At 32.7% G+C, this 21,736-nt stretch carries 20 protein-coding genes and 2 pseudogenes; 14 read left to right on the forward strand and 8 right to left on the reverse strand.

Annotated elements, in window-relative coordinates; genetic code table 11:
- Positions 1 to 18 precede the first annotated feature (18 nt).
- Together FLP_RS12415 and FLP_RS25915 are read right to left on the reverse strand one after the other, a co-directional pair.
- The gene (locus FLP_RS12415) at positions 19 to 540 is read right to left on the reverse strand and encodes a contractile injection system tape measure protein (RefSeq protein WP_065449812.1); all 522 of its coding nucleotides are present in this window, start codon (positions 538 to 540) and stop codon (positions 19 to 21) included.
- A 91-nt stretch (positions 541 to 631) separates the two neighbouring features.
- Positions 632 to 1,188 (reverse strand): annotated as a pseudogene (locus FLP_RS25915) (GNAT family N-acetyltransferase).
- A 125-nt stretch (positions 1,189 to 1,313) separates the two neighbouring features.
- Here FLP_RS25915 and FLP_RS12425 point away from each other — a divergent pair.
- From FLP_RS12425 to FLP_RS12435, 3 genes are all read left to right on the forward strand, one after another.
- Positions 1,314 to 1,898 carry a Crp/Fnr family transcriptional regulator gene (locus tag FLP_RS12425; protein ID WP_065449813.1) on the forward strand — a complete coding sequence of 195 codons (585 nt, stop codon included), beginning with the start codon at positions 1,314 to 1,316 and terminating at the stop codon, positions 1,896 to 1,898.
- Between the two features lie 85 nt (positions 1,899 to 1,983).
- Positions 1,984 to 3,063, forward strand: a complete 1,080-nt coding sequence (locus FLP_RS12430; protein ID WP_065449814.1) for an SDR family oxidoreductase — start codon at positions 1,984 to 1,986, stop codon at positions 3,061 to 3,063.
- A 537-nt stretch (positions 3,064 to 3,600) separates the two neighbouring features.
- Positions 3,601 to 3,978, forward strand: a complete 378-nt coding sequence (locus FLP_RS12435) for a GreA/GreB family elongation factor (RefSeq protein WP_065450279.1) — start codon at positions 3,601 to 3,603, stop codon at positions 3,976 to 3,978.
- Between the two features lie 84 nt (positions 3,979 to 4,062).
- On the opposite strand, the gene FLP_RS12440 is transcribed toward FLP_RS12435, so the two are convergent.
- The 3 genes from FLP_RS12440 to FLP_RS12450 all read right to left on the reverse strand — a co-directional run bounded on the left by FLP_RS12440 (position 4,063) and on the right by FLP_RS12450 (position 7,370).
- Positions 4,063 to 5,604, reverse strand: a complete 1,542-nt coding sequence (locus FLP_RS12440) for a hypothetical protein (protein WP_065449815.1) — start codon at positions 5,602 to 5,604, stop codon at positions 4,063 to 4,065.
- Between the two features lie 427 nt (positions 5,605 to 6,031).
- The gene (locus FLP_RS12445) at positions 6,032 to 6,769 is read right to left on the reverse strand and encodes a hypothetical protein (RefSeq protein WP_065449816.1); all 738 of its coding nucleotides are present in this window, start codon (positions 6,767 to 6,769) and stop codon (positions 6,032 to 6,034) included.
- Between the two features lie 229 nt (positions 6,770 to 6,998).
- The gene (locus FLP_RS12450) at positions 6,999 to 7,370 is read right to left on the reverse strand and encodes a hypothetical protein (RefSeq protein WP_065449817.1); all 372 of its coding nucleotides are present in this window, start codon (positions 7,368 to 7,370) and stop codon (positions 6,999 to 7,001) included.
- Between the two features lie 252 nt (positions 7,371 to 7,622).
- Between FLP_RS12450 and FLP_RS12455 the strand changes: the two genes are divergently transcribed.
- The 8 genes and pseudogenes from FLP_RS12455 to FLP_RS12490 all read left to right on the forward strand — a co-directional run bounded on the left by FLP_RS12455 (position 7,623) and on the right by FLP_RS12490 (position 15,756).
- Positions 7,623 to 8,651 carry a rod shape-determining protein gene (locus tag FLP_RS12455; protein WP_065449818.1) on the forward strand — a complete coding sequence of 343 codons (1,029 nt, stop codon included), beginning with the start codon at positions 7,623 to 7,625 and terminating at the stop codon, positions 8,649 to 8,651.
- Positions 8,652 to 9,071: 420 nt separating this feature from the next.
- A complete protein-coding gene (locus FLP_RS12460) occupies positions 9,072 to 9,542 on the forward strand; it encodes an SMI1/KNR4 family protein (RefSeq protein WP_065449819.1) in 471 nt (156 codons plus the stop codon).
- A 407-nt stretch (positions 9,543 to 9,949) separates the two neighbouring features.
- Positions 9,950 to 10,498, forward strand: a pseudogene (locus FLP_RS12465) (REP-associated tyrosine transposase).
- Between the two features lie 176 nt (positions 10,499 to 10,674).
- Entirely contained in the window at positions 10,675 to 11,307 is a 633-nt protein-coding gene (locus tag FLP_RS12470) for a hypothetical protein (protein ID WP_065449820.1), read from the forward strand.
- Between the two features lie 349 nt (positions 11,308 to 11,656).
- Entirely contained in the window at positions 11,657 to 12,217 is a 561-nt protein-coding gene (locus tag FLP_RS12475; protein WP_065449821.1) for a hypothetical protein, read from the forward strand.
- Between the two features lie 15 nt (positions 12,218 to 12,232).
- Positions 12,233 to 12,727, forward strand: a complete 495-nt coding sequence (locus FLP_RS12480; RefSeq protein ID WP_065449822.1) for a hypothetical protein — start codon at positions 12,233 to 12,235, stop codon at positions 12,725 to 12,727.
- A gap of 657 nt (positions 12,728 to 13,384) precedes the next feature.
- On the forward strand, positions 13,385 to 13,747 hold the full coding sequence (locus tag FLP_RS12485; RefSeq protein WP_065449823.1) for a BlaI/MecI/CopY family transcriptional regulator: 363 nt from the start codon (positions 13,385 to 13,387) through the stop codon (positions 13,745 to 13,747).
- Complete coding sequence (locus FLP_RS12490; RefSeq protein WP_065449824.1) at positions 13,744 to 15,756, forward strand: M56 family metallopeptidase; 2,013 nt, start codon at positions 13,744 to 13,746, stop codon at positions 15,754 to 15,756. The genes FLP_RS12485 and FLP_RS12490 overlap by 4 nt, the downstream gene beginning before the upstream one ends.
- Positions 15,757 to 15,903: 147 nt before the next feature.
- On the opposite strand, the gene FLP_RS12495 is transcribed toward FLP_RS12490, so the two are convergent.
- Positions 15,904 to 16,386 (reverse strand): hypothetical protein, encoded by a 483-nt coding sequence (locus FLP_RS12495; RefSeq protein WP_065449825.1) that lies wholly within the window; start codon positions 16,384 to 16,386, stop codon positions 15,904 to 15,906.
- A 263-nt stretch (positions 16,387 to 16,649) separates the two neighbouring features.
- Positions 16,650 to 17,267: a hypothetical protein gene (locus tag FLP_RS12500; protein WP_065449826.1), complete on the reverse strand. Its 618-nt coding sequence runs from the start codon at positions 17,265 to 17,267 to the stop codon at positions 16,650 to 16,652.
- Positions 17,268 to 17,601: 334 nt separating this feature from the next.
- On the opposite strand from FLP_RS12500, the gene msrA reads away from it, so the two are divergent.
- From msrA to FLP_RS12515, 3 genes are all read left to right on the forward strand, one after another.
- Positions 17,602 to 18,096, forward strand: a complete 495-nt coding sequence (gene msrA, locus FLP_RS12505) for a peptide-methionine (S)-S-oxide reductase MsrA (RefSeq protein WP_065449827.1) — start codon at positions 17,602 to 17,604, stop codon at positions 18,094 to 18,096.
- A 561-nt stretch (positions 18,097 to 18,657) separates the two neighbouring features.
- Positions 18,658 to 19,323, forward strand: coding sequence for a GNAT family N-acetyltransferase (locus FLP_RS12510; RefSeq protein WP_243397605.1), 666 nt, complete (start codon positions 18,658 to 18,660; stop codon positions 19,321 to 19,323).
- Positions 19,324 to 19,399: 76 nt separating this feature from the next.
- Positions 19,400 to 20,014: a 5'-methylthioadenosine/S-adenosylhomocysteine nucleosidase family protein gene (locus tag FLP_RS12515; RefSeq protein WP_065449828.1), complete on the forward strand. Its 615-nt coding sequence runs from the start codon at positions 19,400 to 19,402 to the stop codon at positions 20,012 to 20,014.
- A gap of 266 nt (positions 20,015 to 20,280) precedes the next feature.
- On the opposite strand, the gene FLP_RS12520 is transcribed toward FLP_RS12515, so the two are convergent.
- Positions 20,281 to 21,735: an efflux transporter outer membrane subunit gene (locus FLP_RS12520; protein WP_065449829.1), complete on the reverse strand. Its 1,455-nt coding sequence runs from the start codon at positions 21,733 to 21,735 to the stop codon at positions 20,281 to 20,283.
- Between the last annotated feature and the right edge of the window lies 1 nt (position 21,736).

Here is a 21,736-nt window from a genome sequence, read left to right on the forward strand (position 1 = left end):
TTTGCGGTTTTATAATTTTTAATAAGGCCAAATAACATGCAAAGGTTTATGCATCCACGGATATTTTATAATCGAAAAAGCAAATGGAGATTTGTTTATTAATACATCATAAGCTCTTTTGTCAACGGTAAGTTCCCATCTGTCTTCTAATTCAATAAGGATTCCGTCCCGAATGAGCCAATTGTCTCTAAAACCCTCTACAGAAGAGTGACCAATTGCAGACCAATAAGAAACAGCAGCATTTATTAAACCTACTATAAGAATTTCATTTTCTTGTGAAATTTCAATTTTAGCGGGAACACTATCTGTAACTGACAATCCGCAAAGTATTTTATTCAATGCTAAATAACTGTCTTCCGTTTCGCTTACTCCGGTAATAACATATTGTAAGTAGAGCACAGCATTTTTTTGATTTTCAATACTAGTAAAATTGTTATCCTTAACGAGGCGCAATCTTTCGAACAACATAACTATAAAGCTATTTAAAAGAATAATTCCTGCATAATTAACTGCAATTCCGTTTTTAGAAGATATTCCCATTTTACTGTTATTAGTTATGAATGCAAAAACAAAATAAAAATACCAATCTTTTACTGATAATCGAATACGTATTTATACCTGATCTTGATTTTTAAATCATTTTAGGATTTCGCAAAGTATAGGTAGCAATATTATTTACATTTTCATGTGTATTATTATACTTTTTGTCTTCGAATTCAAAATTCAGTTTTTGTAGAATGTTAACAGAATTGATATTATCAGAAGAAGGAAATGCCGTAATTATTTTGGCTTTCATTTCTTCAAATACATAAATTATTACTGCTTTGATAGCTTCGCTCATAATTCCCCTGCCTTGAAATTCGGGCAGCATTTCGTATCCAATTTCTACGATTTCATTTTCTAAATCAAAATTCCACAAACAAACAGTTCCAATTAAATCATTGTTTTCTTTAGCCGGATAATCCAATACAGGCCTTCGTTTTTTTCAACCAAATTTTGTATTTTAAAAATAAATTCTTTTGCTTTTTCTAATGTTGATGAATTGTCCCGGCCCACAAATTTATTTACAACTTCATCAGAACGCAGTTTGTGAATTAATTCAGCATCAGTATTTTCAATATTTCTCAATACCAATCTCTCTGTTATAAGCTGCGGAAATTTTTTAAAATCTAATACCATTGCTTTCATCTTTTAATTGTTAATCAATACATTAAAAACAGTCTCAGTGTATGTTTTTTTTAGATGATGAAAGTTAAAAAATAAATAGTATACATTTGTTATACTTCATTATTTATAAAGTTAAATATTTTAAAATGTACGATATCATTTTCAAACATATTGAAGAAAAAGTTCAGTTGTCCCAGTCCGAAAAGGAATTGATAAAGACTTTCTTTAAACCTAAAAAGCTAAAGAAAAAACAGTTTTTGGTGGTGGAAGGACATGTTTGCAGTTATTTGACATTTGTTTCGAAAGGACTTTTAAAGTCTTATAATGTTGATGAAAAAGGGAATGAACATATCAATCAGTTTTCACCCGAAGGCTGGTGGACATCAGACATGAGCAGCTTTTTTAGCGGAGGAATTTCTTTTTACAGTATTGATGCAATGGAAGATTCAGAAGTACTGCTGATTACCAGAGAAGATTTCGAAAACCTCACCCTGCAAGTTCCCGTAATGGATCGCTATTTTAGACTGCTTTTTCAAAATAGTTTAATTACAAAAGAAAGAAGATTAATAAGTTCACATACCCACACGGCAGAAGAAAAGTACAGGTATATTGTCGAAAATAATCCTGACTTTATCAGGCGGATACCGCAAAATTTACTGGCTTCGTATCTTGGTCTTTCGCCTGAAACTTTGAGCCGACTTAAAAAGAATATCATTTTCGATCCCAAATAATTGATTTAGATCAAGCGAATTTCTTGTTTCAGGTCATCTTTCTGAATAAGGTTTGTAAAGTAATTTTGAAAAAAATATAATACTTATGAAATCAATACAAGAAAATGTAGCCTTAGTTGTAGGAGCAACCGGAATTGCCGGAAGTAATCTTGCCATAAAACTTATAGAAAAAGGATGGACCGTTTTTGGACTTTCCAGAAATCCTAAAAATGATATTGAAGGCTTACAACCTATTGCCGCCGATTTGCTAAATACAGAATCATTAGCCACTGCCTTAATGGATGTTGCGCCAACTCATGTTTTTTTTACAACATGGATGCGAAATGATACCGAAGAAGAAAATATCAGGGTGAATAGTGCCATGGTTCGAAATTTATTAAACGTATTATCTCCTAAAAAATCGATTCAGCATGTTTCGTTAGTGACGGGATTAAAACATTATTTAGGGCCATTTGATGCTTATGCGACAACAGGAACTTTACCGGAAACACCTTTAAGAGAAGAGCAGCCGCGATTGGACTTGCCGAATTTTTATTACGCACAGGAAGACGAGGTGTATGAAGCTGCAAAAAGAGATGGCTTTAGCTGGAACATCCACAGACCACACACGCTGATTGGTAAAACTGTTGGTAACGCTATGAATATGGGAACCACTTTGGCTGTTTACGCCAGTATTTGCAAAAAGGAAGGAACGCCGTTTATCTGGCCGGGTTCTGAGGCGCAATGGAATGGCGTATCTGATGTTACGGATGCTAAAGTTCTGGCCGATCAGATTATCTGGGCGGCAACAAATCCTGCAGCTCATAACGAAGCTTTTAATATCACAAACGGAGACGTTTTTAGATGGAAATGGCTGTGGCCGAAAATAGCGGAATGGTTTGATATTGAATTTGAAGGATATAAGGGAACAATACAACCACTAGAAGCCGAATTAAGCGAAAAAGATACGATCTGGAAAACCATCACAAAAGAACATCAATTAATAGAAGAGGACTTAAACCAATTGGCATCTGCCTGGCATACTGATCTTGATTTATCGCGTCCTCTGGAAGTAATGACCGATATGTCAAGAAGCAGAAAACTGGGTTTTGCTACTTATAAAGATACGAAAGATTCGTTTTTTGAATTGTTTGCTCAGTTAAGAAAGGATCAAATAATACCTTAAATTAATTAGATAATTAGAAAATGAGATAATTTTTGAATTGTCATTTACTTATATTATAATTCAATACGGGAAAGGGAAATTTTTTCTTTTGTCCCGTATTTGTATAATACTACTTGTTGAAAAGCTATTTTTACATGTAGACTTATTTTAGCTGTTTAAGATATAGATGTTAACGTTTTATTAGGGTTGAAAGTGTTTTTTCTTTTAAAAAAATGAGCTAACTTGCCAAATAATTAAATGCAATTTATAGCAATGACGATTTCAAATTTTTATTTAACAAATAATGACTTGATGAGCCTTATGGGCACGTTATTGTATTTGCATGACGATACTTTCTTAAAAAGTTCAAAAGAGTTTATTAATTAAGCCCTGTCAAAACTCTGGACAGGGATTCTTTTCATACAAAAGGCTCATTTATTTAATCTTCAATTTTCATTGGGATTAGGATATCATTGAATGCAACACTACACAAGAGCTATAAGTGATTCAATGAAGGGTTATTATCTTACCTGTGAAATAAAGAGCAAACAGAAAGTTATGTCACAAAATATCATTTTAACAACAGGAATATACGATTTAATAAAAGATCACGTAAGAAGAAAAAAAGTAACAGCAGAAGAAGAAAAATTGCTGCTTGATGAGCTTAAAAAAGCAACGCAGGTACTAAGAAGAGATTTGCCGGAAGATATTGTTTCTGTAGACCGAAGAGTAACATATAAAGATTGTGCCACCAATGAGGAAAAAACGGTTGTGTTTGTAGGCCCTGAGAAAAACAAAGTAAGTAAGAACCGAATTTCTATTCTTTCTGATGAAGGGATAGCGATGGTAGGATATAAAGAAGGAAATGTTGTAGAATGGCCTGCTAAAAAAGGAAATCTAAGACTTGAAATCTTAAAAGTAGAGGAAGTAGCGTAATGTACTTTTTTAATGTAAAAACATCCCAAAAAGAAATTTTCTTTATGGGATGTTTTTTTATGATGTAAACTTCTAAATCAGCTTTTAGTTCTCACAGAAAGCGCCAATTTGCTGCAAATGTTTTTCGGTCTGGTATTTATTAAAGTTGTCCCATTGAGGCGGAACACTTGTTTTTTGTCCGTACATCGAGTCAAGACAAATGTTGTTGTCTTTGTACATATCGTGTAAAACGGCCAGAATTTTAAAGAAAAATTCATCTAAATTTACGATAACTTCAAATTCTGATTTTAATGTATTGTAATTAGCATCTGATGGATTTAATAATTGTAATAAATCCAGAACTTCCTGTTTTTCTTCCTCATTAATTTCCGTAGCATAACCCATTTTTAAAGTTTTAAAAACAAGATTATTCCATGCTTTGCTGTCATGTGCCCATTGTACATCAGGAAGATTCAAAGAATGCTCGCAAATTAAGATAATAGCAAAAAGAACATCGTTTAAGTATTCGGCAGGAAACTCATCAAAACTTCTGAATTCGAAACCGCTTTGGTACATTTTTTCCTGATTAAAATCAAGACCAACTTCCGAAAGCATTTCGTATTCCATATCAGCTTCAATCTGATCTCTCCACCAAATGTTTTCTTCTTTTTCAAATTTTAGTAATTTTCTAAAATCATCAACATTATAGGTTAAAATCTTACCTTTTGGCATCGCTTTATTATACGTTCCCACGCCTATGTAGCGCGACATTGCATTTCGCATAGAACCTAAAGTAAATTTTTTGTCCAGACTGTAAGTATCGCTTATCACGCCCATAATATCAGGACTTCCAAGAGTAGCAATAAAGAAAGGCTCAAACCATTGCAGTAAATAAATCGCATTGGCATGTGTTCTTTCGAATTCTTTATAATCTACAATCCTGCTGTCTTCGGTCAAAGACGGTAAAGTAATATGAAAATGGTAGGTTCCGTTATTAAACAAAACCAGGTTTTCCTGATTGGTCATGAACATATTAAGTCCGTTGTTGTAATCCGGAAAGTTTAATTTTCCGTTTAACACAGACGATTCATTGATCTTATCAAGGAATAATTTTTTAGTAGCTTTTAGTTCTTTGCACGATTCACCAATTGTTCTGTTCTCGAAATATTTGGTAACAAATTCGATCGAATCGCCATCAAAATGTACAGAGCCCATTGTTTTGTTTCTTTGGGTAATCATACTCTGAATGTTGTATGGCTGATCTTCAAGGAAAAGCTCCATGATCGATTTTCCCAGATATTCAGGATTTTCAGTTGGTTGTGCGCTTACTTCACCGGTTTCGGTATCGATTAATGGTTTTATCGGCGCTATTGTTTTGTGCTGATAATTGATATCGAGTTTTTCCAGCGAATGACTGTTCATCATTCTGCTCACTTTATAGTTTTCATTCAAACCAAAAGCCTTCTTTAAAATAGGGGCTAAGCTTTCAGGTTTGTAGCATTTTCTATAATCGATACTGTATTTCTCAAAACCAATTTTTTCTTGTATAAATTCACCAGAAACTATTAGGGATTCTTCAAATTGCATGTAGGTTTCGTTTTCCAATCCTATTCCCCAATAATATTTTTTTGTCTGATTGTCTTTCATTTATACTTACTTTCTTTTTTAAGGTTATTTTAATTTATAAAGTCATTTTTATTCAGGAATATAAATTCAATCTGTTAAAACCAGAGACAAGAAACCTATAACGGATTGAGCATATTGTTGCCTCCATTATAAAAGTTTTCGTTTACTTTTAAAAATATTGGAATTTATATTTTAGATTTTTGCAATTTTATCGACTGAAACATCAATTTAGAAGTAAAATTTTATAATAAGGTTATAAAATTACTATCGTTATTAATCACTTTTGTATCAATAATTTACGCAAGAGAATAGCTAAATCACAACTTTTAGTATTCTTGTTTTTTCTAAGTTGCAAAAGTAGTTTTTTATTATCGTATTTGCAAGTAGTTAACTTGTTGATAATCAATATTTTTTTTTGAATGATGAAACAACTCTGTGAATTGCATTTTTATTCGTGATAATACAGCACGTAGGAGGAATACAGCTCGTCATTCCACCAATCTTGCCTGATTTCTGCAAAGTAATTGTAATTGAATTTTCCGGCTTGCGATTGTAGCGGATATACTACTATACCATTTTCGCGATAGGCTTTGTGCAAATCAGTTTCGGGAACAACTGGAACAATATGTCCTGAAAGTCCTTTTTCTCTTCTTTTGGCACAAATGATTCCAATTCCGCCATTGGCATTTACCTTAGTCTGCATTTCATCAACTGTAGTCATTCTTTCCCAGCCAAAACTCGCCCCCCATTTTGGGAACCAATCGTGTATAGCACTGGAATAAATACGGTCTACGGTTTGCTCAAAAACAGGTTCTACATCTTGTCCCTGTAAGACTTTTTCAAGAGATTCTGGTGTCCACCAAACCGTTGGCAAGTATACTTGAGAGAAATAGCAATAATCATAAGAATATACATTGCAATAGGTATCTTCGACCGTTCTTTGATATCTTAAGTTATTTTCAACATCTAATTTTTCAATCAGTTGGGCAATACTTTCTTTTTTAGTTGCAGCATTTGTTAAATCTCGAAACGGAATACTGGAATCCATAAGAGGTTTTTCTTTCATTTCCATAGAATCCAAACGCGATTCCGGATCAGGTAACAAATCAACTTTTTTTATTTTAGTATTCGATATTGTATTATCATCTAAGGGTAACGATGCTACTGATACAGTATGTTTTTCCATCTTGACTGCTTAAAATTAATTGGCTTAACGTTACCTGAATTGATTATTGATGTAACGTAAATTGGTTCGCCAGCGGGTAAATGTAAGGATTTTAAATTTTCTAAATAGTTTTAGAAAAAGACAAATTGCAGAAAATAATAGAACGGGTAGGGTTAGTATCTTATTTTTAAATACAAAAAATGGCATACTCGAGGTATGCCATTTGCCATTTTAATTTTTAATAATTCGATTATTTATCGTCTTTATTGTCATCCTGCTTGCTATTGCTGCCAGAAATATCTTTATCAATAGTTTTATCCTGATCCTCTATGCTTTCTGATTTCACCGAGGTATTGTTTTCAAGATCAATTTCAGTATTTAGATCTTCTGTAAATTTTTCCTCATATCGGTACGGATCTTCATCCCGTGCATAATTATCATGATCAACGGGAGTTTCCTGGTCGATATAATCCGGATCACTTTCCAGAAATTCAGGAACAGATTCTATAGTAGTTCGTTTATGTAGATCGTCGCTCTGAATGTTATTTCCATCAACTAGCGTATTTTGATCAATAAAATCAGGGTCTGTCTGACCGTATTCGTTGCTGTTTTGCTTTTCCATAACGCTGTTATTTAAGTGATTATTAATTAATGCACAACAGAATTTGTGTGCTATTTTACAAATTTAGCGAACACTTTGAGTAAACTTTTACAGAAAAACCAAATACAGTTTCATAATTAAAAGCTTCGCCTTTAATGTTTATTTAAAAATTATTGTAAGTAAAAGACTATTATGTATTTTTTAAGGAATACTTTAACATCTTTAAAAAGAATAAAACAACAATAAACACCGTTCTTAAACAAAACTATATATATGGGCTTATTTGATTTTATGATAGTGGAGATAGCTATGGATTTGGGAACAGCGAATACTTTAATAATTTACGACGGAAAAATTGTTGTAGACAGTCCGTCGATTGTGGCAAGGGATATTAGAAACGGAAAAATTATTGCTGTAGGCAAAGAGGCCAGTTTAATGCAGGGCAAAACACACGAGAATATTAAAACAATCCGACCGCTTAAAGACGGTGTAATTGCAGATTTTGATGCTTCGGAAAAAATGATTAACTGGTTTATCAATAATATACCGGAAATAAAAAAAAATCTTTTTAAGCCTTCTTTGCGAATGGTGGTTTGTATCCCCAGCGGTATTACCGAGGTTGAGATGCGCGCGGTAAAAGAGTCGTGCGAACGTGTAAATGGTAAAGAAGTATTTCTGATTCATGAGCCCATGGCGGCCGCTATAGGGATGGGTATAGATGTTATGCTGCCTCAGGGTAATATTATTGTTGATATTGGTGGAGGAACTACAGAAATTGCGGTTATTGCCCTTGGCGGAATCATTTGCGATAAATCAATCAAGATTGCCGGTGATGTTTTCACGAATGATATCTTGTATTATATGAGAACGCAGCATAATTTATATATTGGAGACGCTTCTGCCGAAATGATAAAAATTGAAGTGGGTTCTGCAATGGAAGAACTCGAACAACCTCCTAATGATATGCTTGTTCGAGGAAGAGATTTGCTTACCGGAAAACCCAAAGAGATAAAGGTTACTTACAGAGAAATTGCAAAAGCACTCGACAAATCGATTCTTAGAATTGAAGATGCTATTATGGTAACCCTTTCGCTAACTCCGCCTGAATTGGCTGCCGACATTTACAACACAGGTTTGTATCTCGCAGGAGGAGGAGCAATGCTTCGTGGTCTTGATAAAAGAATTTCGCAAAAAACAGATTTACCGGTTTATATTGCCGAAGATCCTTTACGAGCTGTAGTAAGAGGTACTGGGGTAGTATTGAAAAATATTGCTAAATATAAAAGTGTGTTGATAAAGTAAATTTGTCAATTGAATATCTATAACATAAAAAAACCTCGCCGATTGGCGAGGTTTCTATTTCTATTCTTTGTCGATTATCTTTGCGGGCACGTAAAGAATTTCCGCGCTATCGTTGCGCATATGCGAGCGATCGGGTTTGTGATTTTTACACTGGCTTTTCAGATGCTTTTTATGGTTTGGATCCTAAGCAACTTAAGCAATTCCAAAATTCAAATCGAATACGGAGAATCATTACTCAAAAGGCAATAGATTTGTTATTGAAATAGAATCCACATTATATACTTGTACGTCGTGTCAAAAATTTTTACAAGCTGCCAAAATATATGGCAATTCAGAAAATAAGATTTTAGAAATTAAATTTATAGCTCATCCAGATGCAGATATGATGGGCAATGTTAAAAATATGATAAAAGAATAATTATGAAAATTGAAAAACTAACTTATTTAAGAGATAACCCTACACATTACGGAAAAACAATTAATTTTCCTATAAAACCAATTTCTATTGAAGAAATAGAACATTTAGAACAACTTTATAATAATGGTAATCTATTCCCCCAAGCACTTAGAGAATTATTGTATCTTGCGGGTAACGATTGTTATGTCTTAGACTATGCGGGTAATACTCAAGAGGAGTTACAAACAGAAGTTAGAGAATGGCTATCAAATTATAATAAAAGCATAACAAGACCTTTTTTTGCTATTGATGCTCACAACCCTGGTGAACAATTTTTATATGTTTATTTAGATGAAGGTGATAACCCTACAGTTTACCAAGCTCATTTACCAACCAGAAATGATATTTTGCCTTTTACAAGTTTAAAAAGGACTTTATCTGATTTCATCAAAGTACATGTAGACATGGTAAAAAAAGGATACAATCCCTTCTAAAAATTTCTTCTGCTAATGTACACGCCTCGCTCGTGAACGCAAACTAAAACAACAACTCAAAGACAAAAAGCCTTTGAGTTGTTTTTAAATCAAAAGAGAAAACCAAAACACGATCGCGCGGATTTACAATCTCGATCGCGCAAATTTATCTCAGCAACGATAGCGCGGATTTGCAATCCGTGCCCGCAAAGATTGGTTTGTTTTCCTTGAAAATCTAAAATACGCATTAATTTGTGTGACTTTTGTTTTAAATGATTTGTTTTTGTGTCTTACTGTTGCGGGCACGGATTGCAAATCCGCGCGATCGGGATATTTCTAATATGAAAAATAAACCAAATACCCCCCGCTGGCGCGAGCGTCCCGCTCGTGAACGCGAAGTATTTCTTACATTAGCTCAAAAATAATAAATGAGCAGAAAATACAAATTTGGAGATAAAACTGGAGCTTACTTTATAAGTTTTGCTACAGTTTACTGGATAGATGTTTTTACAAGAGAAGAGTATTTTGGGAGCATTGTTGAGTCATTAGATTACTGCAGAAAGAACAAGGGAATGGAGATTTATGGTTATTGCGTAATGCCAAGTCATGTTCATTTAATTTTCAGATCTGAAAATGGAGACCCTTCCGGCCTAATAAGAGATTTTAAAGGTTTTACTTCTCGAAAAATGCTCAAAGTAATTGAAGAAAATCCACAAGAAAGCAGAAAAGAATGAATGCTTTGGATGTTTGAAAGAGCTGGAAAGAAAAACAGCAATGTAAAATTCAGGCAGTTTTGGCAGCAAAACAACAAACCCATTGAAATCTGGTCTTTTAAAGTTTTTGAGCAAAAATTAAATTATATTCATAACAACCCGCGAGAGACTGGTTTTGTTACTAATCCTGTAGATTGGAAATACAGCTCTGCTAGAAATTATGGCGATAATGATCAGACCGTCTTAGAAATTGATATTAATTGAAATGCTTCACGTGCACGAGCGGGACGCTCGCGCCAGCAGGGGGTCATTCGAATTTTCCGAATATAATTCTTTAGGAAGATTACAAGTAAATATACCGCCTTTACCCACTCAAAATTTAGATAATCTGGACGATATCTTAAATCAACTTATAAATTTTTATAAATTAGAATAAAAAAATGGAAAATTTTCAAGACAAACTCAATGAGTTAAAAAATCAAATAAAAGGTAGAAAAATACAAACTGATACTTCAGGAATATTATTGTTTAAGGATTTTTTATCAAAAATGGAAGAATGGAACAATGTAATTGGTTTCCCTCAAGATTGGTTAAATAAAATTAGTAGACAACATGATTTATTAAATATAGTTGGAATAATAGCTCCAGACTTGTTAAAAAATGTAATTTCTTTAAATGACTTTAGAAATAATAATCCTCAAAATGGTGACACATTTAATTTGTCAAGTGCAAGAAGTCTAGATGCCGGTTTAATCCATGCATTATTCTGTTGGGACTTTTTTAAGAACAATTCTGTGTTTGATAAATTTAAAAATTTACCAAATCCCTATGATTCTATAAAGGCACTATACATTACAGGTCATTATGTAGATAAGTCAGAGCCAACTAAAATTACAATCGACTCTAAATTTGATGTTAGGAAGCAAACAGATTTCAGATTACCGTCATTAGATTATGCTTTTTTAGATTATATAGATTCCGTTTGCGAAAGAAATGGAGGAAGTGGAGGTATTCCTAATAAAGAAAAGACGAATCAATTGTGGAAAGAATTTCAAAAGAAAAAAAGTAATTAATTTATATATTACCTAACCTTATTCCCTAGCACGAGCACAATGTCATTAAGTTAAGGTATTAATGTTTTCATATTCAACAAGTTAAACAGAATTTCTTTTTCTTTTTTTTATATTATTTTTCTTATGTTTATGCTGTATTTTTTACAGATTTAAATATGCCCAAGAACCCGATCGCGGAGATTTATCTCAGCAACGATAGCGCGGATTTGCAATCCGTGCCCGCAAAGATTGGTTTGTTTTCCTTGAAAATCTAAAATGCGCATTAATTTGTGTGACTCTTGTTTTAAATGATTTTTTTGTGTCTTACTGTTGCGGGCACGGATTGCAAATCCGCGCTATCGGGTTTACAATGGGTGACTTCATTGAAAAACCTATGAGAATTTACTTAAATAATTTAATTTCGAAAAATGAAGATGTAATGTTCAGTGTTGATATTTTATTTAAAAAAGCTAATGGTGCAAATTTTAAACCATCTATTTATTTGGATATTGATGCAATAGTAATTAATAACGCTACAAATAAAATTAAAACTCCATACAGTGCCAAACTTGATATTGGTAAGACGTTCAAAAGCACAGGGAGTATGAGATATGATGATGCAGAAAAATTAGAATTTTTCAGAAATTTACCTGAAAATATAGATGATGCGAAATTATATATTACCGGCCAAGGAAAAAAAGTATGGAAAGATGTATCTAAACCACAAGATCTGAATCAAATATCTTTTATAGAAATAAGATATCTGGATAAATTTGGTAAATCAAAAACAATGTCATTGTCAGATTTCAAACAAAAATTAAAATCAACTCCTTATTCTAGAAATGATTTTACAGAAATAAATCCCTCTACATTCAATACGACAAGAGAAGAGCTGTATAAAAGCTTATATAACAGAATAATAACAGATTAAAACGATAAAAGAATTATGGCATTAGATATTAGATACATTATTGGAAACACAGATACTTATTTTAGAAGAGATGAATTAAATGTTTTATTTTTTTATGCGAAAAATATAAATTTTAATTTAGGAGCTAAACTTTATTTTTTATTAGAAAAAGAAACAGTTTTTAGATTAAATAATCATATTAATATAGGCAATTTAAACTCTTTTGATGATATGCCTGCACATTTTGATATAAATCACATTCAAGAAAGTATTCAATTTATTACGAATCAAATTATACCTTCATTACAAAATGAATCATTAAGTATGTGGAATAAGTATGGTGGATTCGATAGTTTAAAAATTGAAGTTAATAACGGAAATAGAAATGATTGGACTTCAAATTTAAGTATTGACCATGAATATGTGCCTGAAGATATAGATTATTATATTGATATGGCAGTAGAAATAAAAGAACTTTTACACGAATCTTTAAATCAAAATACTCCAATTATGGTAATTTATGAAGATTAATTTTAAAAACCCGATCGCGCAGATTTATCTCAGCAACGATCGCGCGGATTTGCAATCCGTGCACGCAAAGATTGGTTTGTTTTCTTTGAAAATCTAAAAATGCGCATTAATTTGTGTGACTTTTGTTTTAATGATTTATTATGTGTCTTGCTGTTGCGGGCACGGATTGCAAATCCGCGCTATCGGTTTTTTTTTATTAATCATTATGATTAAGTTTTGTCAAAGTTGTAACCTAATTTAATTTCCTTCTTCAAACATAGCCCGTGATTTCAACCACGGGAACACAATACGAGATGTAATATTATTGCATCCCGTGGTTGAAACCACGGGCAATGCATGACAAGTTTACAAGTAAAAAACCTTTGTCAAAGTTTAAGAACAAGTACCTCAGACGCTTGGTTTAAAACTTTGACAAAGTTTTTTTTATGCTAAACGATTAGAGTTTAGACTTTTTACGGGGCTATTTACTTAGTTGATTCTTATTAAATTCACCAAAACATACCATTAAAAAATCCGTGTCAATCCGTGCTTTCGCGGTAGGAAATCCGTTTTATCCGCGTGTCATTTCTTAGCTGTTACTAACTAATTAGTTAAAAAACTAATCAATTAGTTGTTCTACTAATTAATTAGTAGTATCTTGCGTCAAAATATTTAACGATGATAAAACTAGCTAAACGAGAAGAACAGATCATGCAGGTCTTTTGGGATTTAAACAAAGCTTTTATACGAGATATAATTCCGCTGTTGCCAGATCCTAAACCACATTATAACAGCGTGGCAACAATAGTAAAGATTCTGGAAGAAAAAGGTTTTCTTAATCATGAAACTGCAGGTAATATGCATTGTTTTTTTCCTGTAGTCAGTAGGGAAGAATACCAGCAATTTGCATTAAAAGATATTGTAAGTGATTATTTTGATAACTCTTATCCCCGTATGCTTGCCTTTTTTGCTAAAGAACAAAAGCTAACAGAAAAGGATCTTGATGAAATAGTAAATATCATTAAAAAAGGAAAAGTATGATACCTTATATTTTACATTCTGCCTTAATTCTTTCTGCCTGCCTTTTATTTTACAAGCTGCTTTTGCAAAAAGAAACTTTCTTTCATTTAAACAGGTATGTATTGCTGGCCTGTATGCTATTGGCTTTTGTTTTGCCTTTGGTTCCGGTGCCTCAGCAATTATCATTTAGAAATGCACCAGTTGCAACGGCTGTTGTTTTGCCGGAAACTCCGATTCATAAAAATAGCATAACCCAAGTAAAACAAGAATCAGTACAGAAAACCTTTGTAGCACCAACAAAACAATTCATCAATGTTGAAGTGGTATTACAGTGGCTCATTTACCTATATTGGTTTGGAGTGATTGTTTTTGGAATAAATTTTTTAATGCAGGCTGTGATATTGATTACCAGAGCTTATTCAGGTTCGGTGATTCAGGATGGCAAATTTCGTATAGTCGAAATAACAGAAGACAAAGCTCCATGTTCTTTTGCCAACAACATCTTTATCAATCCTGAAAAATACGAATGGGAAACCTACAATCAGATTTTGCTGCACGAAAAAATACATATTGAGCAAAAACACACCATAGATCTTCTGCTTGCAGAAATGATGCTTATTTTTCAGTGGTTCAATCCTTTTGCCTGGCAATGGCGAAAAGCACTTGAAATTAATCTTGAATTTTTAACCGATGACCAAATGCTGCAGCAGGATACTGTTGAACGAGAGAGTTATCAGTTTAGCCTGCTGAAAGTAGCAGCACCGCAATTTCCTTTGAGTCTTACAACCAATTATAATCAATCATTACTTAAAAAACGAATCATCATGATGAACTCAAAAAAATCAAACGTAAACACGACGTGGAAATATTTTTTCCTCGTACCACTTATGGTATTATTTGTCTGCCTTTTTAATCAACCGGCAGCGCAAAGTCAAACACTGAAATCTACAGAGAAGTCTGGAAAAAAAGCTGCAAAAAAGTCACATGTTCAAAATACAATACGAACAGAAGGAAACTGGTTTGCGACTATCAAAGGAAATGAAGTAGAACTTCAATTAAAAAGCGGTGAGAAAGATAATTCTTCCAGCACTTTTCAGTTGAGTGAATTTAATGACCTGCAAAGAGACAAACAAGGCACATTTACATTGACACGCGAAGCCGGAACGATGACTTTTACCGGTAAATTTGAAGGAGATAAAGGAACCGGAACGTATAAATTTACTGCCGACAAAAACTATCAGGCTGCAATGCTTAAAGAAGGAATAAAAATCACAGACGATGACTTAATGGTTTTCTTTATGGTGAATATCAAGCAGTCGTATGTACAAATGGTAAAACAAAAAGGGTATACGAATCCAGATAAAGACCAACTTATTCCTCTTGTAGCTTTAGATGTTAACGAAGCTTATATTGCTTCAATAAAACAGGCAATTCCGGACATTGATCTTGATAATCTGGTTCCGTTTAAATCATTGGGTATTGACAAAGCTTATATCGAAGAAATACGCAAATCAGGTTACAAAGATCTGACCCCGGGTAATATCATAGCACTAAAATCACAAGGTGTTGATGGCAAATTTATTGCTGATGTACGCAGTGCTGCAAAAGCCAGTAATAACAGCGAAGATGATTCAAACAGCGATGATGATGTCCTTGCTTTTAAAGCATTGAATATTGATAAAGCCTATATTAATTCGCTGAAAGAAGCAGGTTATGACCATCTTTCAAACGATGATCTGATTGCAATGAAATCATTGAATGTAAAAGCAGAATATATAAGAGATTTTCAAAAAGCAGGTTTTGCAAACATTGCACCAGATGATCTGATTGCATTGAAATCGCAAAATATAACGCCTGTTTTAGTACAGCAATACAAAGATCTTGGCTTTACTAATTTAAAGATGGATGATATTATTGGAGCAAATGCAACGGGTGCAACGCCAGCTTTTATTAAATCAATGAAAGGAAAGGGACACGATTTTAAAAATCTTGAAAAATATATTGAACTGAAATCGGTTCTAAATAATTAAGACAAAGATGAATCACTTTATTAGCCAGGATTTTTAAAAAACAAACTAGATAGTAAGACTAAAAAGAAGCCCAAACCTTTTAGGAATGGGCTTTTTTTGTATCCTTTGTGAGCTACATTTACATAGCTTTTCGTTAGAACTCTTGTTTTAATTACGATTGTATTTTTTTTCTTTAACAATTTTATATTTTTTGCTATCTGTTTTCTGAATAATCCAAAATGAGTAATCAACTGTTGAATAATCCATTTTTCCGATAGAGGAACTTAAGTCCAAAGAATATCCTGTTTTATCAAAAGAATCTTTCGTGCTGTCACTATTTAAGATAAATAAAATATTATCGTCTAATAGTGTAGTATAAATTTTATCTATTTCATTCGAAATTATTAAATTTCTAATAGTATTCTTACTGACCAATATAAAATTATCTTTCATAAAGTCAATGTACCAATTCGCCCCTCTTTCATTACAATCATTTCTTTTGTCGGTAACTATTTTTTTTATAACCTTCTTAAGATTGCAATCTTTTAAAAAGACAATTTCTGATGAACTTCCGTTTTTTATGTTGGCTTCTTGTGAATATCCAAAAAAAATCAGCGAAAAAAATAAATATAAAGTACTTAATATTCTCATAACATTTTAGTTTTTAATTAGTTCTCAAGATTGTTTAAGTTCTTAATTTTTCTTGGTAGACTAATTCTTTTAACTTCATTTCATTCAAAACTTGCAGAATTGTTGTCATCTCCCGATAGCGCGAGCATATTGTTTGTGAACGCAAAATAATTTTAATTAATTATTTAGAATTATCTAAGGAAAAGATAGAAGATAGATTTAAAAATTTAAGCTTAAAATTAAGGCTAAATTTGTTATTGTTTTTGTAAAAATGTTATGTATTTTTACCACCATAAAATTTTCTTTTGTTCTTTTTGAAATTTAATTTTTAGATCTGCAATTGTTTTACTATTTTCAATTACAATTTCCTTTTGATAACCATAACAATCTTCAAATCTAGCTAATATTGTATAATCTTTATCTAGTACCAAAGTTTCTTTTCGTGGATGAGATCCTCCTTCATCATAATAAACTTTAAAAACATTCTTGTGGTTTTTGAAATTGACTTTTCCCTTAGCACACAAATAAAAATTATCTAATTTTCTATCAATAAAATAGCAGGTGTCTTTAATTGTTGGAGAAAAAAATAAATACTTGTTTTTATCATTTTGGATATTGGAGGAAATATATATATCTGCTCCATTCCTGTAAAAATCACGCAAATACTTATTCTTCTTTTTCCCATTTAAGTTAATTGAGATGTATTTTTCAATAATTGTATCATTTCTAAATTCATATTTTCTCATAGAATATCCAAGTAAACTATTATTTTCTGAATAAATTTTGTAATACAATTCTTTTTCTGTGATAGTAATATTCTTATCTGTTTTTTTACAATAGATAAATAAAAATGAAATTAGAAAAATAATCGCGATACTACATTTAAAACCTGTTTTATTCATTTTCTTTTTTACTTATCATTGTTTCAAACCAGATCTACAAAGTTTTTCTTCTTGACACTGTAGAAATATTTTTAACTATTAATTCCAAATTTAATATAAATTCTTTTTAAGATGATTTTTAAAATGATCATAAGCCGTCATGTTCTTACTTTAAATTATGTTTTCCTTATTTAAAATCAACAAATAATCCATTATCTTTGATAGAGAACTAAAGAAAATTAGGCATTATAAACAATAATTTATTTATTCGTTTTCAATGTATTGATTCAATAAAACTTAAGAACCAAATCTAACGAAATCTTAAGTTTTAAAATGATTTTTAAAAACAAATAGTATGGAAAATTTAAAGAAAGCGTATATAGCCGGAGGATGTTTTTGGGGTATGGAAGATCTTTTTCGTGTTCGCCCCGGTGTAATCGATACTGAAGTGGGTTACATTGGCGGGGAAAATGATAATCCCACTTATCAAAATCATCCCGGGCATGCAGAAGGAATGGAGATTACTTATGATGCCAATACAACATCTTTTAAAGAATTATTGGATTACTTTTTCAGAATGCACGATCCAACAACAGTCGACAGGCAGGGTAATGACAAAGGATCAAGTTACAGATCAGCTATATTTGTTCAGAACGAAGAAGAGGAAGAGGCTGCAAAAGAAGTAATTCAGCTTGTTGATGATTCAGGGAAATGGCCGGGAAAAGTGGTTACGACATTGGAACCTATTAGTAAATTTTGGGTTGCCGAAGATTATCATCAGGATTATTTAGTCAAAAATCCAAATGGATATACTTGTCATTTTGAACGATTTAATACTTCGTTTCTGTAAGTGTCATGATAATTTGTTTAGAAAAAATACAAACCTCTAAAGTCATTGATTTTGGAGGTTTTTTTATGCTAAAGTTTTAATAATCTTATCTTACATAGGATCAACACTAAATGTTGTGGAAAAATATAAAAAAATTAAACTTATTAATTATTTTTCACTACAGAGAACGCAAAGATTTTATTTAAGGATACTTCTAAAAAACACAAAGTTCACAAAGCTTTGTATTGGCTTAGCTTTGTGAACTTTGTGTTTTTTTATAAAAGAGAAAGATAAAAAACTTAGCGTTCTCTGTGGTTATTTTTTCTCTCAAAAGATTTTTGAATTGGTCCCTAAAACAATAGTTCAATTGATATCAGAATGATAAAATCATATCATTTTGATAAGAATATCAATTAGTGAATAAGAACTCGTTTTTGGTATAAGTTGTTTATATAGAGGTAATAATGGTTCTTTAAAGGTGGCCGTTACGGAATTGGTATGTAAATTGGAAATTATGTTTTGTATTTCCAATCCATTATAGAATTGTATTATTAATAAAACAGGGAATACAATTAACTAGATATGAAAACCCTACAACGTACAATAGATTTTTCAGGCAAAGATTTTGTAATGCCTGATCCGTTTTACAACGCATCAATCCCCTTAAAAAATAGCCCTATTGAAGAAGAAATACCAAATTTTACTGTGGAAGTCGCCAGCACCAAACATGTTTTTTGGATAAAAGAAATTTGCGACGTCACGCTATCATCCGCCATAGCCCGCGGAACGGGAATTTCTGGCCGTTCTCCTGAATTACTGGAGTCAAAAATAAAAAAAGGAGAAGCTATTATCGCTTTTACATTAGAGGGAAAATGGGCCGGATTCTCTTTTATATCTTCCTGGGAAGATGGACGATATGTTTCTAATTCAGGATTAATTGTGGCACCACAATTCAGACATACAGGTTTGGCAAAAACGATTAAAAGAAAAATCTTCGAATTGAGCCGTCAAAAATATCCTGATGCAAAAATATTCAGTCTGACGACTGGTTTGGCCGTAATGAAAATGAATCATGAATTGGGTTTTGAGCCCGTCACGTATTCAGAATTAACTACCGATGAGGTTTTCTGGGAGAATTGCAAATCCTGTGTCAATTGTCCCATACTACTGAGTAAAGAAAGAAAAAACTGTTTGTGTACAGCCATGCTTTACGATTCTAAACACAACGATTCCTTAAATATTAAATAAAAAAAATCAAATCATTTTGAAAATATAGAAGTAAATAATACCCGATATTTGCAACATAAAAAATACTTCAATTTTTATGATAAAGATTAACGAAAAACATACATACCCATTCAAAGATGTGCTTTTTACATTTGCCCTGGCTTCTGAAGCAGCCGAAGTGTTTAAAGATCATACCGCCCTTATTACCGGAATAGGAAAGGTCAATGCTGCCTACGAATTAACCAAAGCGATACAATTAAAAAGACCTTCGGTAATTGTAAATCTGGGTTCGGCAGGAAGTACTCATTTTAAGAAAGGTGATGTAGTTTGCTGTACAAAATTTGTTCAAAGGGATATGGATGTTAGAGGACTTGGTTTTGCTCTGTACGAAACACCTTTGTCTGGTTTGCCACCCGTTTTAGAATATGGTCTGGAAATGAACGCACTGCCTGTAGGTATTTGCGGTACAGGAGATAGTTTCGAAATGCAGCATTCTGAAACGATCTATGATGTGGTAGATATGGAATCTTACGCGTTGGCTATGATTGCTATGAAAGAAAACATTCCGTTTTTGTGTTTAAAATATATTTCTGATGGCGCCGATGATAATGCAGCCGAAGACTGGAGTGTTCAGGTTCATAAAGCCGCTGTTGCTTATGGCAGTATTTTAAAATTGAATATAAACGAAGCTGCAGATATTCTTAGAGAATAATGAATAAGATTTTTTCTCTCGCAGATTCAACAGATTTTTTGATAAAATCTGACAAAAAAAATCTGCTAAATCTGTCAAATCTGCGAGACTGATATCAGTGTATTTTTCAAAATCATTTTAATCCCATAATCTGTGGCAGAATAAAACTTTGCGACTGGGACTATGCAATAAAAAAAGGCTGCCTGAATAGATTTCAGACAGCCTTTTAATAACTGCAGTTTTTATGTACTAATTTAAAAATTTACGACCAATTAGTTGCTTTAAGATTAATTTATTCCTCCTCCTAAAGCTTTGTACAATAATACCTGTGACTCTGCATTTTTTAGCTGAATATCAACAAAATCCAGTTCGGCCTGCAGTTTATTTTTTTGCGCATTAATAATTTCCAGATAATTGGCATAACCGCTCAAATACAAATCATTCGAAACGTTTACGGCAATTTCAAGATGTTCAATTTCTTTCGATTTGTATTTCAAAACACCAACAAAAGATTCTGTTCTGTGCAGTAAAGCACTCAACTCATTATACGCCGTTGTAATCGTATTTTGATATTGTAAAAACGAGATTTGCTGCCTTTTGTTAGACACAAAAAAATCCTGTTTAATCTGTCCTTTATTAAAAATAGGAGCTGTTAATCCGCCAAGTAATTGCCAGGCAAATGATCCGTTATCGAAAAAGGTGGAGAAAGAAAACGAATTAAAACCAGCATAACCACCCAAATTTAAAGTTGGGAAAAAGGCCGCACGCGCTGCTTTTGCATCAGCATTTGTAGCGCGCAGTTCATGATAGGCTTCAGCAACATCCGGTCTTTTATGAATAATGGAATCCACGCTTATTTTTTGATTTAAAACTTCAAGATGTCCAGAAAGGAAATCGGTACTTCTTTCGATTTTTCCGCCGTATTCTCCTAAAAGATTTAACAACGCCTTTTCGGTTTGATCAATGCTTAGATTGAGTTGTTCGGCTTCCGCCAAAATGTTGTTGTTCTGCGCATTAAACTGTTGAACAGCCAATTCTGTCGCTTTACCCACAGAGCGCTGCGCCGAAACAATATCAAGCGCTCTTTGTTGTGTTTTAAGGTTCTTTTTGTAAATCTCGGCCTGTTTATCCAGCGCAATGAGTTTATAATACAAATCAGCAACATCACTTAATAAACGGGTTTGCAGTAAACGCATTCCTTGTTGAGAAGCAAAGAATCGTTCGCGTGCTGCTTTTTTACGATTACTCAGTTTCCCCCATATATCAGCTTCCCAGGAAACTTTTCCACCTAAAAACAGGTTAGGAGAAACACTTTCATTTATCCTTTGTTTATCATTAATGTTTTGAGAAAAATTGGTATCAAAATTCCCTACACCATCCATAGTATATTTTCCGTAACGGGTTCCCGAAAGATCTGCCTGAAGATCTAAAGAAGGTAAAAGTGCCAGTTTTGCCACTTTTAAATGCGAATTGGCAATTAAAATTCGTTCCTCCATAATTAAATAATCAGGATTTTGAGCAATAGCTTTCTTCAAAAGATTTTCAAGTTTCTCATCTTTGAAATAGGTTGCTGTTTGTAGCGGAATAAAATTTTGCAGGCTATCAGCAGCTTTTTTTCTTTTCAGGTCAAAATTTTCCGGCAGCTGTTTCGCTGCCAGATTATCATTGATTTTTGGAGCGGAGCAAGCTGTAAGAAGCAAAATGCCGCCAAAGATTATATATCGATTTATTTGTTGTTTCATG

This window comes from Flavobacterium piscis (assembly GCF_001686925.1).
Classification (GTDB): domain Bacteria; phylum Bacteroidota; class Bacteroidia; order Flavobacteriales; family Flavobacteriaceae; genus Flavobacterium; species Flavobacterium piscis.